The sequence below is a fragment of the Streptomyces sp. NPDC002125 genome (assembly GCF_053593715.1).
This window is the reverse complement of the sequence record NZ_JBSFDD010000029.1, coordinates 1-17,120: the sequence shown is the minus strand read 5'-3', so window position 1 is coordinate 17,120 and position 17,120 is coordinate 1. Positions and strand designations below refer to the sequence as shown.

Genomic DNA, 17,120 nt, shown 5'->3' with positions numbered 1-17,120 from the left:
GTCGTTCAGGCCCTGGTGAGCCCCTGGGCTATGGCCGAGGTGTTGGCGCGCATCATTTCCAGGTAGGTGCCGGCGCCCTTGCCTCTTTCGGTCAGCGACTCGGAGTACAGCGGGACGATCTGGACGTCACCGCCCATCTCCTGGCGCAGGACCTCGGCGAGCCGGGTGGGCTGGGAGGAGTCGGCGAAGACGGTCCGCACCTGGGCCTTCTCCATGGCCTGGGTGAGGGAGCGCAGGTCGGAGGAGCTGGGCGAGGCGAGTGTCGTGCCGCTGGGAACGACCGCGCCGATCACACGGAAGCCGAAACGGTCGGCCAGATATCCGAAGACGTGGTGGTTGGTCACCAGGGCGCGGCGCCCGTCGGGGATGTCCGCGAAGGACTTCTCCATCCACGTGGTGAGCCCGGCGAGTTGCTCGTCGTAGTGTGCGGCGTTGCCCCGGACGGTCTTCTCGTTCACACCGTCGACGTGTTCCACGACCTGATCGGCTATGAGTCCGGCCACCTTGCGCACCTGGTCGGGGTCGGTCCAGAAGTGCGGATCCGGCTCGCCGGACTCGTCGTCGGAGCCGCCCTCCTCGCCGGCGCGGAAGGTGAGAGGGTCGGCCGCCTCACCGGCGGCGAAGGTGGCCACACCCGATCCGTGGGCTGCCTCGACGTGCCGTAGTACGTTCTCCTCCAGGCCCAGGCCGTTGTGGACGACCAGGTCGGCGTTCTCCAGCTCGGCGGCCTGTACGGCCGACAGTCCGAAGGAGTGCGGGTCGGCGTTGGGTTTCATCAGAACGCTGACGTCCGCCTCGTCCCCGACGATCTCCCGGGTGATGTCGCCGAGGATGTTGGTCGTCACCACGACCCGGGCCCGCTCGTCACCGGGCGCGCAGGCCGTGGCCGTGGTGGCGACGACGCAGAAGGTGACCAGGGTCAGCAGCAGGGCACGGACCCGGGCGGCTCCCACACGTACGCTCATCGGCCCGTCTCCACCATCAGGGACGGCTGGATGTCCAGGTCGAACGTGCGGGCGACACGGAGACCGTCGTTGTAGTCGACCTCGTACACCCGCTTGCCCGATGGGTCGTTGAGGTAGGCCCGGCTCCGGTCGACCTCGATCACCGGTTCCGAGGCCTTGCCGGTGGCGCCCGCCGGGACGTCCTTCAGCAGACGTCCGGTGACCGCGGTCTCCTTGCCGGTGGTTGTGTCGTAGCCGTGCAGGGCTCCGTCCGCCTCCAGGACGACCAACGGGCTGCCTTCACCGGCGGTGTTGGCGGCGACCACGGGGCCCGTCGCGACCCGGGTCCAGGCACGCTCGGTGACGTCCAGGATCCAGACGGCCTCCTTCCCCGCCCGTGCCGTGAGCGTGGCACTGCCCGGCCGCTGCCGGAATTCCGTGGCCCGTTCCGCCTTCGGCACGGCCTCGCCGTACGGGATCTTCTCGGCGGTGAACGTGCCGTCGTCCTCACGGACGAGCAGGGCGCCGTCGGCACAGCCGAAGACGACCCCCCGCCGGGTGACCGCGTCCCCCGCCGGGTCCTCGCACGCGGACTCCGGGGTGGCGACGCTCCTTCCCGACCGGTCGAGCACGGCGACACCGGCGGGGCCGTCGCCGTCGCGCGTGAGAGTGATCAGGTGTTCCGCGTAGGGCACGACGGCTCCGGCGTGGACGCCCGGGAGTTGGCGGGGGATGCCGAGCTCGCCCTTCTCCAGATCCTCACGGGGGTACACGTCCGCTCTTCCGCCCGTCGCCGTGGCCACGGTCACGCCCGCGTCGCTGCGGACGCTCGTGCCGGCGCCGCCCGGCAGTTCGCCGATCTCCTGGATCTTCGCGCGGTAGTAGTGCACATGGTCTCCGTGGTCGACCGTCCACGCTCCGCTGTCGAGGACGTGGGTGCCGGCCGCGCCGTGGAAGTAGCCGAAGCGCCCGTCCGTCGTGAGGCCGGTGACTCCTTCTCTGCGTTCCGTCTCGTGGGCCTCGCCGGTGGTCAGGTCCAGCACCCGTGTGTCACCGGTGCCGAGGTCACCGAGAACAAGCCTGGACTGCTGCTCGGCCGCCTCGCTGGCACCCTCGACGTAGCCATGGGGTACGACGGGAGAAGTCGGGTCCCCAGAGCCGGACTTGGGGTCGGTGCGGCCCGCGCAGCCCGCTGTGAGCAGGGTCGCTGCCACCAGTGCCGCGGCCAGGGATGTGATGTCTTTTCGGACGAGCAAGGAGATCGCCTCAGATTTCGTTCGGTCGGGTCGTGGGGGCGTCCGGGGTGGCGGTGCGGGCGGGGAGAGCGTCGCGGTGCGCACGGCGGCGGTAGCGGAAGCCCGATGCCAGGTGGGACAGGAAGAAGAGGCTGACCGCCAGGGCCGCGACGGTCGCGCCGGCCGCGGTGCTCAGGTGCCAGGAGAGCAACAGCCCGCCGAAGGTGGCCACCGCGCCGAGCACCGCAGCCAGGGTCATGACACCGCTCACGCCACGCGCCCAGGGCAGGGCCGCCGCCGGCGGGGCGATGAGCAGACCGAGAACCAGCAGCGTTCCCACGATGTGGAACGAGGCGACGATGGCGAGCGCCAGGAGGCCCAGCAGTACGGCATGCGCCAGCCGCGGACGCAAGCCGAGCGTCCGGGCCTTGCGATCATCGAACGCCAGGGCGAGAAAGGCGCGGTGACCGAGCGCCGAGACGAGCAGGGCCAGCAGCAGCGCGACAGCGAGGAGCATCAAGTCGCTCTCGCGCACGGCCAGGACGTCTCCGAAGAGGAAACCGGTGAGGTCCACGGCGAAGGACTGCGAGCGCGACACGATGATGACGCCGAGGGACAGCATCCCCACGAACAGCAGGCCGATGCCGGTGTCCTGGGAGAGCCGGCGGGTGCGGCCGAGGACGGTGACACCGGCTGTCATGACCGCCGCGCTCACCAACGCCCCCACCAGCAGGTTGCCCCCGAGCAGCGCGGCGACCGCGACGCCCGGCAGCAGACCGTGGGACATGGCGTCACCGAGGAACGCCATTCCCCGGAGCACCACCCACGTGCCCGCGAGGGCGCATATCGCCGATACGAGAATCCCGGCCCACAGGGCCCGCTGCACAAAAGCGACCTCGAAGGGGGCCGTCAACCACTCCATGCGAGGACACTACAATGAAAATCATGTTCATAAACAACCCCCTCGCCTCGCCCGCCGACGAACCCAGGAACGATCGCGTCCGGTTCAGCGACCTGGACGCGGGCTACCCCGGCCGCCCGGTACTCCGTCAACTCAGCGCGCACATAACGGCCTTGGCCATGACAGCGCTCGTCGGTCCGAACGGCAGCGGGAAGTCAACCCTGCTCGGAGTCCTCGCCGGCGTGATCGAGGCCACATCAGGGCAGCTCCGATACGCGGAAGGACGCCCTCCGGCCTTCGTCCCGCAGCGCGGCGCCGTCGGCGACGCGCTCCCCCTCACGGCACGGCAGACGGTGGAGATGGGGCGCTGGGGCGAGCGAGGGCCGTGGCGGTGGCTGACCCGCGGGGACCGGGCCGTGGTCGACTCCGCCATGGAACGACTGGGCGTCGCCGGCCTGTCCGCCCGCCAGCTCGGTGAGTTGTCCGGTGGGCAGCGTCAGCGCGTCCTGATAGCCCAGGGCCTGGCCCAGCAGTCCGACCTCCTGCTCCTGGACGAGCCGACCACCGGACTCGACCCCGAGGCCCGCCGGCGGATCACGGCCCTGCTGACCGAACTTGTCGCCGACGGCACGACCGTCGTCCAGGCCACGCACGATCTCGATGCCGCCCGCTCGGCGGACGCCTGCCTGCTCCTCAGTGACGGACGGCTGGCCGGACAGGGCCCACCGGATCAAGTACTCACCACCGCGGCCCTGTCACGGATCTGGCAGCCGGCCTGAACCGCCCGCCCTTACGCCGTCAGCCAGCCCCGCGGCGCCGCCTGCACCCCGGCCTGGAATCTGGTCTCCGCGTTCAGGGCCTGCGTTGAACATGCCCTTCAGCACGTCGCGGAACGCGCCCTGCGCCTCGGCCACCGCGGCGCGTGCGTCCGTCTCGCTGAGGCTGCGCCCCTCGGCGGCGGCGAGCAGACGGGCGGTCCGGGCCGGCGGTGTCCGCAGTTACACGATGACGTCGACCGGGTCTGCGGACTTCAGCACCTGGTCCGTCGGCCTGCTCCGCGCATCACGCTCCTGCCGGGCCGGGTCGTCATGACCCGCTGACGCCGGTCGAGGAGGCCGGCGCCGAGAACGAGTCAGGGCCTGTCCCGGATTTCTCCGAAACAGGCCCTGACCTGCGACTCTCTCAAGTCGGGACGACAGGATTTGAACCTGCGACCCCTTGACCCCCAGGAGTAGGGGCCGGGGGTGTTTTCTGGATATAGCAGACTTAATACGGGTGAGCTTCGTGCACGTGATGGCCCGTCGTGCACCATCGAGCATGCCGTGTGGTCCCCAAATGGTCCCCAACTCAAGTCCGGACCCAGCCTCATGCCCTTCGGCGATCCTTGCGAGAGGGACAACGATGCAGCAAACTGCCCCACCCATTGGGGCAGTCTGCCGATACCATCTCGTTTCTGGGCTGGGGACTCCATTCATGGGTGTGTGTCAGCCTCATGGCGCTCCATGGCAGAAGAGGAACGAACACCCTGTGAGCATCGCTCGCGTAGACGGGCGGGTACAGCCTGCCCGCTCCGGTGACCCGAAGCAGGTCGGCCCCTACCGGATCATCGGCCGTCTCGGCTCGGGTGGCATGGGCACCGTTCACGCCGGTCTCGATCCAGCGGGGCTCCGAGTCGCTGTGAAGGTGATCCACCCCGCGCAAGCCGAAGACCCTGAGTTCCGGGCCCGCTTTCGCCGAGAAGTCCAGCTCTCGTCGCGTGTGCACGGTCCGTGCCTCATTCCTCTCCTCGCAGCAGACCCGGATGCCGAGACCCCCTGGCTGGCCACCGCCTACGCGCCCGGGCTCACCCTCGACCAGCATCTCGCCTCCCATGGAGCACTCACCGGCGCCACCCTGTACGCGTTCGCCACCGGCACCGCCCAGGCCCTCGCCGCGATCCACGCCTCCGGCGTCGTCCACCGCGACGTGAAGCCGCAGAACGTCATCCTCACCCCGGCCGGCCCCCGAGTCCTGGACTTCGGCATCGCGCATGCCGCCGACGGCACCTCTGTAACCCGGACCGGCGTCATGACCGGTACTCCCGGTTGGATCAGCCCCGAGCACTACCGCACAGGTACCGCTGGCCCCGAGGGCGATGTGTTCGCCTGGGGCACTCTCGTCGCCTATGCCGCCACGGGGCGCCTGCCCTTCGGGACCGGAGCTCCCGACGTGGTCGCCTACCGCGTCATGTCCGAGGAACCCGATCTCGACGGGCTCCCTGAAGAGCTGCGTGAGCCCCTGGCGAAGGCGCTCGCGAAGAACCCTGCCGAGCGAATCAGCGCCGAAGAGGCAGCGCAGCTATGCGCGCTGCTCCTGACCCATCAGGGGACCCAGGTCCTCGGCAGAGCAGCCGAGCCTCAGCCGGCGCAGATCATTGACTGCCTCACCACTGCGTGGAATCTCCCCAGCCTGGAAGACCCTGCTTGGAGCCTTCCCGCGCCCTCGAAACGCAGGCGCGCGCTTGTCGCCGCCACTGTCACCGCAGTCGCCATCACAGCCGCCTCGGGTGGAATCGTCGTCTACAACAGTGACGACCGGGCGGACGTGAGCCTCACGTCCGTCCCCGCCGCCCCTTCGACACCCTCCACCGAGATATCCGCCCCGATCAGCGCTCCTGGAGCCACAGCTGCCGGCACACCTGCGGTAACCGCGTCCACTCCTGTGGTCGATCCGCGGACCACCAGGATCCCCAAGGACCCACTCGCCGGGGTGGCCAACCCCGCCTACACGCGATCCGGCGACGAAACGCAACCGCTTGCCGGCGAGTGGAGTGCGAGCACCATCGCTGGCAGCCCCGAAGAGCGTGACGCCGAGAAGGTGATTCGGGACCGAATGACGTCCATGCTGGCTACCAAGGACATGGACTTCATGAAGCCCACAATCACGTTCAACCAGCGGGCACAGACCGTGATGGTGACCGGGGGGCCGGTCCCGCAGCTGCCCGATAACTACCTAGAGGAGTTCCGCAGAGTCGGCGAGATGGCGGCCTGCTCCGCACTCGCTCACCGCCTCAAGAACAACCCGGCCACCTGGCCGTACGGCCGCTTCGCCATCTACTGGAAGACGTCCGATGACGATCTCGATGCGGCAGCCATCGGCTATGGCGAGGCCACTGACGGCTGCATCTCAGAAACAGCCGGCCAGTGGCACGGAGACGAGTCCGGCATGGCCACGGCCGAGATACCCAGCAGCGACAAAGCGGAGATCCGCGTCGCCGACGCCACGGTCAAGGCCATCGTCGCAACCTGGAACACCAACACCACCGAGACGAACGACAACCCCATCGCGCTCAACGACGGCATCAGCCTCGGCTTCGACCCCGTCGAAAAAGCCGCCTACATCTGGACCGACGACCCCAATAACCACTTCACCAGCCGCGCCTCCCAGTCCAACCTCACAGGAGCCGTCGAGGAGGCTGTCTGCCGCAAGCTCACGCTCGAGTCCCACAGCAACAAGAGCTGGGAATACACTCGCTGGGCAGTCGCCGTCTACGATGCATACGCTGACACGCGCCAGTTCATCGGGTCAGGTACCTGCCCTTCGTGAGTGCCGTCAACCACCTGGGCGGCGGCACTGACCAAGGACAAGGGCACGCCCCGCAAGAGGGTCCGTTGTTGCTGCAGTGGCTGTACGCCCTGCCGGAATCGGCGTGTAACAAGCCCCCCCAGGGGCATATCGCCCGTGACGATCGGCTGACCGTTATTCGATACGCCAAAATCTGAGCCTTGAGCACACCGGGAGGACGCGACGGGCGGCACGGCACTTCGAGGTGGCGCTCCAATGAGAGATGGCAGCGACGAGACGTACGTCGTGGGGCTGTGCAACCCGGCCGATCGGGTCCTGCTGGTGGCCGTCTAATACCGGACCAACCTCACGATGCGTCAGCTTGCCACCCTCTTCGGGATCTCCCCAGCCACCGTCTGCCGGGTCATCCATCGCCTGCGGCCCTTCTCGCACTGGAGCCGGCGCCGCGGCCCGTCGCGGACGTCGAACGGTTGTGGATCGTGGACGGAACCCTCGTCCCGGTCCGCGACCGCAAGGTCGCCGCGTCCTCCCGTAACTATCGGTTCTCGGCGAACGTGCAGGTCATCATCGATGCGGACAGCCGCCTGGTGATCGCCTCGGCCCACCCCGTCCCCGGGAACAAGGCCGACGCCCACGCCTGGCGAGAATCGGACCTGCCCGCCATCGCGGCCGGGACAACGGTCATCGCGGACGGCGCCTACCCGGGAACTGGCCTGATCGTCCCGCACCGCAGAAGAGCCGGACGCCCACTCCTGCGCGGCCAGGAGGAGGACAACGCCGAACACCGACGCGTCCGCGCCCGCGTCGAGCACACCTTCGCCCGCATGAAGAACTGGAAAATCCTCCGCGACTGCCGCCAGAAAGGAGACGGGCTCCACCATGCCGTCCAAGCAGTCGCCACCATGCACAACCTCGCCATGACAGGCTGAACCAGCAGGTCAAATGCCAACCCGGCCTGCCCACACCCACCCCTCTGCAACAACTTTCAGTGGGGGTGGCTGGCCGCAAGGTCGTTGAGGGCACCGTTGACAACCCACCAGGAGACGTTGAGTGTATCGCGGTCGGGCTTGTGCTCTTCACGAAATTCACGGTGCGGATGTACGAAGTTGCGGTAGTCCCGCAGGGTGTGGCTGTAGCTGGTGGCGTCCGCGTCGATCCATCGTGCACGCGAGCAGATATCGATCAGCTCCCCGAGGCTGACACGCTTGAGGTCCCGTCCCCGCAGTAGTGACGGGTCGCGTTCCTGGATGACCGTGAGAAGAACGCCTTCGAGTAGAGAGCCAAGCATGATCACTGCGGCGATGTGGGCTCCGTTAGCGAAGCACGTGCGGGCTTCGTCGAGGCGGTGTTGCAAGAGTTGCGCCATACGCTCATCGGCGATGATTCCAGCCATGGTGGCCTGCAGCTCGGTGGGGGCCTGCTCTCCGGGATGTCCGAGTGAGGGATCGCAGGTCACCAGGCGGGGGCGTCCTCCGGGGTTCTCGAGGCGCAGTCCTTCGTGGACGAGGAAGGCGTTGACCGCTCGGAGGACCTTGGTTAGCTGATGGGGTTCCTCGTAGTACTCGCGGGCATCCGCCAAACGCAGCAAAACCTGTTCAACGGCTGCGCCGTCGGTACGGCGCTCCGTGAGACGGTCCAAGGTCCATTCGCTGCGGGATTCACCGTCGAAGTCGAGGACGTTGAGCCAGCCGGCATTCTCAAAGAAGCGGGTCAGGTCGCGAGTACCGCGGTAGTAGAGGTTATCGTCACCGCAGATGATGCGTGCCAGCTCCTTGATGGTGTTGGTGTCCAGGGTGCGGATGCCGTTCTCCAGTGCTTGGGTCATGCGCTCTGCTCCAGTTCTTCTGAGTCGTCGTCCCCGTCGTATACGCAGAAGTTGCCCAGTTCGGTGGGGGCGCTGGATTGGGCCTTCCGGGAGGGGGCACCGCCGAAATCGGCTGCCGACTCCCCGGTGTCGGCGTCATACGGTTCGTCGCCGTAGCCTGCCAAGTCGGCCTCGGCCTCGGCCGGATCAGTTAGGACGAGAGGGCTCCACTCGGTCGATGCCTCGCGCGTTGCTGGTGAGTGTGCGAAGTCGGCAGGGTGGATGTCCAGGCGGTTCAGTTCAGACCACAGTCCGGTGAGTGCCTCGTCCGCGTCGAAGCGGTACTCGCTCTCAGGGATTCGGTAGAACTCCCAGCCGACCCTGCGTAGTTCTCGGTCGCGCTGGTGATCCCGTTCGATCTGTTCGCGTGTGGTGTCATGGAAGTAGGCACCGTCGCACTCCACGGCCAGGCGTCCGCGTGCGCCAACGACGACGAGATCGATCTTCTTGGTGCCGGCCGGATACTGCGGCAGCACGTGGTATCCCCGGCCCTTGAGTAGTAGATAGACCTCTTGCTCAAACATCGACTGGAAGGGTGCCTGCATGACCTTGGGTGATACGAAGCCGATGTCGTGCAGGGCGGACAGAGCAGTCGGCGGGTTGTGCATGTAGGTGATCAAGTTCAGGCGCATGTCGTTGGGCTTGAGGCGGTCTACCGGTACTGAATGGAACAGCCACATTTGGTCCTGGGCGCGGCTGGCGGCCACGTTGTACGCCTGCTGTTCGTAGCGGGCACCGCCTGCGATCTTTGGTGGGTCGGTTACCACCATGGACAGCAGGATGACGTGGCGCTCATCGCCCTGGAACGAGGCGGCGTTGCCCACCTGGATGCGATGGCGTTGGCGGACGGCGGGGTCGATGCGCTGCTTAATCAGGGCTTCGATGTACTTGGTCTGGCCGTGGCCTTGCAGAACGATCACACCGATCGTCTTGTCACGGTAGGCCGCATCTTCGGTCATGCGCTCGAGGGCATCGACGATGGCCTCGGCTTCCTTCGGGTTGTGGATGCGAATCTCACGACCGATCGTTGCCGCGTCCTCGACGTAGGTGACACGCAGGGGATCCAGTCGCTCGCCTCCGTACTGGCGTAGCGGCAGCAAAGACTCGTCGTAGAAGTTCGCCGACGACCAGTTGATGATCTCCGGGACGCAGCGGAAGTGTTCATCCAAGCGGATGACTTCGGGGAAGAACGAGCTGAGCAAGCCATAGAGGTTGGTGTGGGGCATGTACAACTCCCGCACGCCGGAGGGCATGTCGTGGAGGTAGGCGGCGAGTTTGTCGCGGATGGCCTGGTGTCGGCCAAAGCCTGTGGATGGTGGTGAACATTGCTTGTCGTCACCGACGACAATGACGCGCGGCGCGAGCCACAGGAGAAAGAGGGCGTCCATGCTTGCTTGACTTGCTTCATCGACGATGACGACATCGAAGCTGTTACGCCCGGTCTGTACCATTTCGGCGACGTCCGCAATGGGCATGACCCAGGCTGGTACGGCGCCTTGGGCTACCCGCATGCGTTCCTTCGCGGCGGCGCGGAGCCTGTCGGCGCTGCGGCCCGTACCACGGCCGAGGCTGGACATGTGGGTTTGGTACATCTGCAGGGCCGACCTCTGTTCAGAGGTCATGTTTCTCAAGCAGTGCAGCCGGCCCCAGGTCGCGGCAAGTTCGCCAGTGATCTCCTCGAGCAGGGCTTCCTGTTGGCCGAGCTCGGTGTCCAGCCTCTGTTCCAAGCCGAGTTCGCGACGATCGGCGACGAACCGTGCAGCTGCACCCCATGCCCAGGCGCGCTCGATCTGAGCCAGTCGTTCGTCCCACTGCGGATCAGGCGCTTCTTCCAGCAGGCGGGCAGAGAGCATGGGGTGGACGGAGCGAATCCGGTCGAGCAGGTGTCGGCAACGACTCCTGCGCGCATCACGTTCGTGCGCAGCGTGGAGGTCATCGACGGCTTTGCTGTAAGCGGCGGAGTCCTGTTCACGGAGCGCGGCTGACAGGGCACGTGCCTCTGGAGCTGGCTGTTGTCCGTCCTTGGTAGCGCTCAGGTACTGGTCCCAGGAGGTGAGCTGGGCAAGTGCTTCGTCAGCGGCACGCCTGTGAGCCAGTGCGCCTGCCGCGCGGGTAAGGACCTGCCAGGCGGTTGGCGTGGTCAAGGCGAATCTGACGCCCTGGCCGACGAGGATCCGGTCAATACTCTCCCTCGCTTCCACAAAGGCGGCGATGTGCTCCAGCTGCTTGTGGCGTTGGTCTAGTTCCGCGAGGAGGACCTCAAGGTCTCCTTCGGGTAGAGGTGCTTTCACCTGCTTCCAGCGCGCCGCAACGACGTCCAGAGCGATGTGGGCCCGCAGATATGCCAGGACATGCTCCAGGTCATCAACGGTGCGCGGGCTCTGCCCGTCGACGGTGCACAGTGTCAGCAGGTCATGGGCGTTCCTCTGCTCACGTGAAGCGAGCGACATGAACCGTTCCCGCACACGCGGCTGGCCCTTGGTCTGCAGATGTTTGAGAAGGTCCTGCCCGGAAGCAGCCATGCGTCCGGCCCCGTGCACATCAAGGCTTTCGGGCAGGTGCACGCTTCGCACTCCGACGGAGTCGAGTGCGTTGCGCGCTTGGATGATGTACTCAGAGGTGTCTTCGACTCGTTTCCAGAGCAGCGTCTGTGGGTGTGCCAGGCGCTCGACGAGTGCCTGGCACACCCACCACGTTTCCACCCAGTGGGACGGGTCTGCGGGAAGACCGAGATAGTGCAGCGCAGTCGCGGCATCCTCCAGATGCCCTGCGATTTCATCGGTCGGGGAGAGGTCCAAGCCGGCGAGGACATCACGCAACTGCAAGGTCTGTTCGTCTAGGCCCTGCGATGTCAGGCGGCTCGCGGCGAAGGTCGCGTCAACCAAGTCAGAGGCTGGCAGCGTCTCGCTGGAGGGCAGGACACCGCCGACACGGGGTTCGCCCATGCCCTCTCGCAGCAGCACCAGCAGTTCCTGGGCCTGCTGAGCGGACAGTGGCGCATCCTCGGGCGTGCTGTCGGCCAGGGCGCCGATCCAGCTCAGCGACGGCTGGTGGTCCCGGACTCGCTGCACGATCTCGGCCAGTGTGCCAACGTAGCCAGGTGCTACTCCTTGGTGGCGGTACTCCTGCTCTCGTACAGACAACAACTGGTCGGTGAGAGTGCCGATGCGGCCCTGAATGTTCAGGCGCCGTTTGGTCAAGCGGTTGATCTCTCCCTGCAGGGTCTCTGCATCGGTGCTCGCCACCTGTTTGGTCAGCGCTGTAACAGTCCGCTCCAGTTCGCTGGTGCCGTTGTTGCTGCGGGTGGAACTCAGCAGCAACACGCACAGGTCTCTGACGGGCTTGGGGAGTTTGTCGCGCAGGACGGCGAGCGGCTGGTCACGGGCACTGGTGACCAGGACCCGCTGGCCCTCTGCGAGCAGAGCGGACACTAGATTTGCGATCGTATGCGTCTTGCCCGTGCCTGGCGGGCCCTGCACGACGACACCGGTGTCCTTCTGCAGCCGACGCAGTACCCTGCGCTGCTGCTCATTCGTCTTGCCTGGAAAGAGTGGATCCCCCTGAAAGAGTGGGGCCTGAGCGAGGCCATGGCCGTCCCAGGCTGCCCGCTCTTCGGCGCTGAGACAGTCCAAGACCATCTGCGCCAGGCCGAGGGGTGCATACTCCTCAGCTGCGATGGTCTCCGCGATCTTCCCGTACAAACGCAGCAGGGCGTTCTGGTTTCGCGGCCGTACCAGCAAGGCAGGGGCGTACGTCACTCGCGACACTGCCTCGGGCGACTCTGGCGGCTGCCATCGGGCGCTGAAGGCGATCCTGTGCTGGTACGCGCGGTCTTGCCACTTGGAAAGCAGCTCGAGCGTGTCCGGGTCCAGAGGGTGTACGGCGCTGGCGGCGATGTCGTCGCCCAGGGCCGCGGACTGCTCTCGGATCCAGCCGTCCCCGGAGTCCAAGAAGTCCTGGTCCTCCAGGCGCATCGCCGCTTCCGCAGACAATCGCACTGTGATCTCGGCGGAACCGCGGTGCACTGACGTCTCCGCTCGCTGAACGAGCAAATGCCGGTGTACCGCGTCCTGCCCAGGCTTGTCCCAGGTCAACAATCCAACGGCCAAGATCAGTTCGATTCGGTCATCCTCCAGCGTAAGCCTCTGATGCCACGCATAGACCGTGTCATACAGCGCACGCAGCGGCTGTTGGCGGCGCTCCTTCTGCGCCCAGATTCGCCACCGGTTCAGCCACGGCTCGTACGCGCGCAGCACCTCTTCAGCATCGCCCTGGGCAATGACGGCCGGCTCATCCCCTTGAAGCGTGCCGGCTGGCACAGGCAGCCTGCTGTGCACCGGCCCTTCGTCAGCCAGTGGTGGATCACCGGCATCAGGGTCCAGGCACGCCAAAGGGTCGACCCAGCCTTCCAGAAGTTCCGGAAGATCTGGCGGCGGTTCCTGCGGAATGTGCTTGAGCTGCAGGAGCACGCCGTCATCACGGGCGCCAGGCTTACGGATTTGAGGGGGCAAGTCTGAGAGCCACAGCCGCTCCCTCCCGCGGCCTCGGTCATCTCGCTGGCGCTGGTGGCTACTGCGCACCATCTCCTGCAAGAAGTTCACCAGCCCTGTGGTCCTGGCCAGGACATCCGGATCTGCAGCGTGATGACGCAAGGCGCTCATCGCTTCCCCTCCATGTGGTGACGAACGCTCCAGGATGAGGTAACAACCCCTTGCAGGGTCGCGCTTCACAGAGGATGGCTGGTTTCCGGCGGCGCATCGAAGTTGTCCAGCGTCTGAAAGTCACCGATCCTCTTGGTTGCCGACCGAGTACCGGCGACATCCAGAGCTGCACGCAGGCACGGGTCTACCGCGTATGCGACGGACGGCTCTGCGTCCGCAAGTGGGGCGCGACAGGGCCTCGACCATCCGCCCAAGAGCCTGCGCGTGACGTGAACTCACTCATTCGAGAGGGGTAGCGCGGAGAAGATCAGGCCACAAGAGCAGTGCCATTCTGGGAGTGGCCCAGATGGGGCCTGTGGGAGCGGTTCGCCTGCCGGAGCTTATCGACAGCGCGAGCGGAGGTGAGTCGTCGTTGCCGACCTGAGGAGTACTGAAGTGGATGTGCTCTCCGCGCCCGCCGAGCGGCGTTGCTCGAATATCGACGCCGCCTCGCTGATCTGGCTTACGAGGAGTTCACCGCTCGCGCAGACGGGTACGCGAACACAGACGAACGAGAACGCGAGCATGACCGGCGGATGGCCAAGGAGCTGACCCACCTCCTCGGGCAGCTCGGTGTCGGAGAGCTCATGCCCTACGAGGACAGCGGCTGGACACTGACGCGGTCCGGGGTGCGGCTGTGGAGCGAGCGCGAGGGCGTGGCCAAGGTCCCGTACAAGCTGCGTCCGCGCATAGGTTCGCAGCGAGACAGACACTGAAGCCGGCCGGAGCATGGCGACGCACTCAACTACGAGGACACGCAGCGCGGGTGATGCGGCACATGGATGGGCTGGTTGCCGTTGGCCGCGGATGGTCTGTTGTCGTCACATTGGCTGTGCGCGCTGTCGGATTCGTCGTGTCGCGAGCGCCGAGCTACGCCCCTGGGAGTGTACTGCCGTTACCGAGCGGCTGAGCGTTGCTCGCTACGCGATAGTCGGAGTCATCAGCTAAGCCGTAGGTGATGGGCCGCACGGCACTTCGAGATCGCGCTCTGCGATCCGACGTTTCCGAGGCGTAGTTTGCTGGGCCGGTGCCGTCGGTCCGTGGGTGGTGGCAGGATGCCTCCTCATGGCAACGAGAGATGGCAGCGACGAGACGTACGTCGTGGGGCTGTGCAACCGGATTCTCGGGGAGAGCGCTCTGACGCAGCATAGGTTCGACTGGCTGCTGGGAGATCCCGGAGCGGGCGGCCGACGAGTCAAACTGCCGGTCGACGCCTACTGGCCCGGGCATCAGCTGGTAGTCGAGTACCGCGAACTGCAACATGACCAGCCGACGCCTCATTTCGACAAGCCGGACCGTCTCACCGTCAGCGGTGTCCACCGTGGCGAGCAGCGAGCCCTGTACGACGCCCGGCGCGATACGGACATTCCCGCGCACGGGCTGCGCCTGGTCATCATCCGCCCCTCCGATCTGGATGCGGACAACCGCGGACGACTGCGCCGCAGCGAAGAGTCCGACCTCGCAGCACTGCAGAAGATCCTGGCTCGCGACAGTGACGAGGACCGGGTCACCGACACCTTCCGCATCTGGCTCCTGGCCGGCGGCTGGACACCCGTCGCTCCCACGGACCGGTGGAGCGACCTGGAAGCCGTACGCGGCGAGGAACGGCTGATCTGCGAGGCCAAGGGCCGCACCAGCGAGAAGGGCATCGACGCCGACATCGCCTACGGCCAACTACTACGCCGCATGACGAGCCAGGACCCACACACTCGCTACGCCCTCGTCGTACCGTCCTCCTCCGCCAAGGCCGCCACACGCGTCCCGGCCCACGTCCTCTGGCTCCTGCGCATCGACGTGTACGAGGTGACAGACGACAACCGGGTACGCCAGCTGACCCACTGATCTGTACCGGATTACGTCAGTATCCGCTGCACCGTCTACGCGGCTTTCTGGCTCCGCGCCCTTCACGTCGCCGCCTCGTCACACGATTCGACCACCGGGCTCGTGACGCAGAGTTGCCGTCCCGGACGGTCGATCATCCGAGACCCGTCGGCGTGCTGGAGATCGCATGCCGCGTGACACGACCAAATGCGAGAATGCGGCTCCTGGCCGGGGCGTGCCACGGCTCGAAGCCGGGGCTCCGGCACCGATGAAGCGGGGGTAGCCATGGCCTTGGCCATGTGTCCATTGTGCAGTGACGACGAGGACATCGAGGTGGTCCGTACACTCGACGGCGGGGGGCGGCTCGTGAAGCACCGGTGCGGGTTCTCGTGGGAGCACAAGGCGCCCGTGGTGTCCGAGCCGAACCCGGCCCGTTCCCTCGGGGACCTCAAGTCCCGTTTCCCGAAGGCCGAGGACGTCGATCCCGAGCAGCTGGAGCGCGTGGCCCGGCTGAAGGAGCGGTACCTCGCCGACAAGCCGGAGCTGGACCCCGGCGTCGCGGCCTACTGGGCGAAGTACCAGCGGATCTTCTCGGCGGACGGGCTGTGGACGTGCGACCCCCGCGTTCTCAAGGACTTCGCCAACTCCGAGATCGGCGCCCGCCCCGGCAACCAGGCCACCTTCAACTCCGCGTGGAACGACATGGGCGACGCGGCGGCCGCGGAGGCGACGCGTCAGACGATCGAGCACCTCCTGCGCGGGCCCGAGGGCGTGCCGCTCGAAGACCGCCTCGAGCAGCTGCTGTCCGGCGCCAAGCCCTTCGCCATGACCGGATTCAAGGAGGCCCTGCTCACGAAGGTCCTCTGCGTGATGGACCCCGACCGCTTCCTGACGATCCTGAAGTACACGACCGAGGCGGGCGGCAAACGCGAGATCGCGCGAATGGTCTACGGCCTTGAGCTGCCGGCGCCCGAGTCGGTGAACTGGACCCTCGGCCGGCTCATCCTGTGGAGCAACGACCTCCTGCTCGACCTCGCCGGTGACGGCTTCGCCAACCAGCAGCACGCCGCCGCGTTCTTGTGGTGGGCCAAGGATCAGCTCGGAGGACGACCGGCAGCATAGAACGACCGGACAATTTGACGCCCGGCTCGGGGGTAATTGCTGGACGGGCACAGTCCCACATGGTCGTGGAGATGGCAGTGCCGGCACCTCCCTCTTCCCTGCTCCAACCTCGACCGACTACAGGAGCCCTCCGAGAAGCCGGCACCAGAACCACGGCCTGCGTCACCTCGCCGCGACGACCTGGCGCGTCGTTCACATACTCGCTGGGATGCAGTGAGGCCCGTCGCACGCTCTCACGCAGGTGCGTCAGGCTCTCCCTCTGGTGACGTGTGCGGGAACAGCGGGTCGACGCGGATGCCGAGTCGTTCGAGCACAGCGGGAGGTGCGTCGGCCGCCCACTCCCCGACGGCCAGAAGCGATCTGGCCCCGGCCAGGACCGCACACGCGGTGAGCGCCAGCACAGTGCCGATGGCGTGCCGCACGCCGCGGGGATCGCGGGGGTCAGGGACCTCGGCCAGGCGTTCCAGCAGGCCGGGTATCTCGCCGCCGACAGCTTCGGGATGCGGGCTGAGCTGGTCAAAGGCGGGCGAGATCAGCGAGGATGCAGCGGCAGGCACGGGCTTCCCAAGGTCACAGAGTGTAGAGAACTCCATGATCACGGACGTCCGTGCCTGCTTCGTGCCGGACCCCACCCAGCGTGACGAGACGTCAAAATCCGGACGTCATCCGACTACGCCGAAGCCCTGCCCTTGACCCCCAGCGCCAACTTCACGGCGGCCGTTGCCGCGATCAAGCTGGCAACCACGGATCGCGATCCCGATTACCTTCGCGACGCATCGCCAGAAGCACCTTCCGGCGATCCCTATCGTGCTCCCGCCGTCCTGCCCTCAAGCCGTACTATTGCCCCTTCAGCTGATCCCAGTTCTCAACCAGGCTGAGCTTGTTCCGCTTTGACGGACACCTTTGGTGTGGTGGTCAGGCTGCGAGTGCGGTCTCGTACTCGGCGGGGCTGAGGTAGCCGAGGCTGCT

Annotated in this window: 11 protein-coding genes and 1 pseudogene; 6 read left to right on the top strand and 6 right to left on the bottom strand. The window is 66.6% G+C overall.

The window, feature by feature from the left end; all coding sequences use genetic code 11:
• Positions 1-5: 5 nt before the first annotated feature.
• From aztC to aztB, 3 genes are read right to left on the bottom strand one after another with little or no spacing between them, the layout of a single operon-like run.
• Complete coding sequence (aztC, locus tag ACWCQM_RS33735; protein ID WP_450918878.1) at positions 6-965, bottom strand: zinc ABC transporter substrate-binding protein AztC; 960 nt, start codon at positions 963-965, stop codon at positions 6-8.
• Positions 962-2,200: a hypothetical protein gene (locus ACWCQM_RS33730; RefSeq protein WP_450918877.1), complete on the bottom strand. Its 1,239-nt coding sequence runs from the start codon at positions 2,198-2,200 to the stop codon at positions 962-964. Before ACWCQM_RS33730 ends, aztC begins: the two co-directional genes overlap by 4 nt.
• Positions 2,201-2,210: 10 nt before the next feature.
• Positions 2,211-3,101 carry a zinc ABC transporter permease AztB gene (aztB, locus tag ACWCQM_RS33725; RefSeq protein WP_450918876.1) on the bottom strand — a complete coding sequence of 297 codons (891 nt, stop codon included), beginning with the start codon at positions 3,099-3,101 and terminating at the stop codon, positions 2,211-2,213.
• A 14-nt stretch (positions 3,102-3,115) separates the two neighbouring features.
• Here aztB and aztA point away from each other — a divergent pair, with 14 nt between their 5' ends.
• The 3 genes and pseudogenes from aztA to ACWCQM_RS33710 all read left to right on the top strand — a co-directional run.
• Complete coding sequence (gene aztA, locus ACWCQM_RS33720) at positions 3,116-3,859, top strand: zinc ABC transporter ATP-binding protein AztA (RefSeq protein WP_450918875.1); 744 nt, start codon at positions 3,116-3,118, stop codon at positions 3,857-3,859.
• Positions 3,860-4,553: 694 nt separating this feature from the next.
• Complete coding sequence (locus tag ACWCQM_RS33715; protein WP_450918874.1) at positions 4,554-6,665, top strand: serine/threonine protein kinase; 2,112 nt, start codon at positions 4,554-4,556, stop codon at positions 6,663-6,665.
• Positions 6,666-6,938: 273 nt separating this feature from the next.
• Positions 6,939-7,573 (top strand): annotated as a pseudogene (locus ACWCQM_RS33710) (transposase); the annotation flags it as partial.
• Positions 7,574-7,629: 56 nt separating this feature from the next.
• Here the strand turns inward: ACWCQM_RS33710 and ACWCQM_RS33705 are convergent.
• Together ACWCQM_RS33705 and ACWCQM_RS33700 are read right to left on the bottom strand one after the other, a co-directional pair.
• Positions 7,630-8,469: a hypothetical protein gene (locus tag ACWCQM_RS33705; protein ID WP_450918873.1), complete on the bottom strand. Its 840-nt coding sequence runs from the start codon at positions 8,467-8,469 to the stop codon at positions 7,630-7,632.
• Positions 8,466-13,169: an AAA domain-containing protein gene (locus ACWCQM_RS33700; protein WP_450918872.1), complete on the bottom strand. Its 4,704-nt coding sequence runs from the start codon at positions 13,167-13,169 to the stop codon at positions 8,466-8,468. Before ACWCQM_RS33700 ends, ACWCQM_RS33705 begins: the two co-directional genes overlap by 4 nt.
• A 575-nt stretch (positions 13,170-13,744) precedes the next feature.
• On the opposite strand from ACWCQM_RS33700, the gene ACWCQM_RS33695 reads away from it, so the two are divergent.
• From ACWCQM_RS33695 to ACWCQM_RS33685, 3 genes are all read left to right on the top strand, one after another.
• On the top strand, positions 13,745-13,924 hold the full coding sequence (locus ACWCQM_RS33695) for a hypothetical protein (protein ID WP_450918871.1): 180 nt from the start codon (positions 13,745-13,747) through the stop codon (positions 13,922-13,924).
• 349 nt (positions 13,925-14,273) lie between these two features.
• The gene (locus ACWCQM_RS33690) at positions 14,274-15,050 is read left to right on the top strand and encodes a hypothetical protein (RefSeq protein WP_450918870.1); all 777 of its coding nucleotides are present in this window, start codon (positions 14,274-14,276) and stop codon (positions 15,048-15,050) included.
• A 312-nt stretch (positions 15,051-15,362) separates the two neighbouring features.
• On the top strand, positions 15,363-16,151 hold the full coding sequence (locus ACWCQM_RS33685; protein ID WP_450918869.1) for a hypothetical protein: 789 nt from the start codon (positions 15,363-15,365) through the stop codon (positions 16,149-16,151).
• A 233-nt stretch (positions 16,152-16,384) separates the two neighbouring features.
• Here the strand turns inward: ACWCQM_RS33685 and ACWCQM_RS33680 are convergent, their stop codons facing one another.
• Entirely contained in the window at positions 16,385-16,708 is a 324-nt protein-coding gene (locus ACWCQM_RS33680) for a transposase family protein (protein ID WP_450918868.1), read from the bottom strand.
• Positions 16,709-17,120 lie beyond the last annotated feature (412 nt).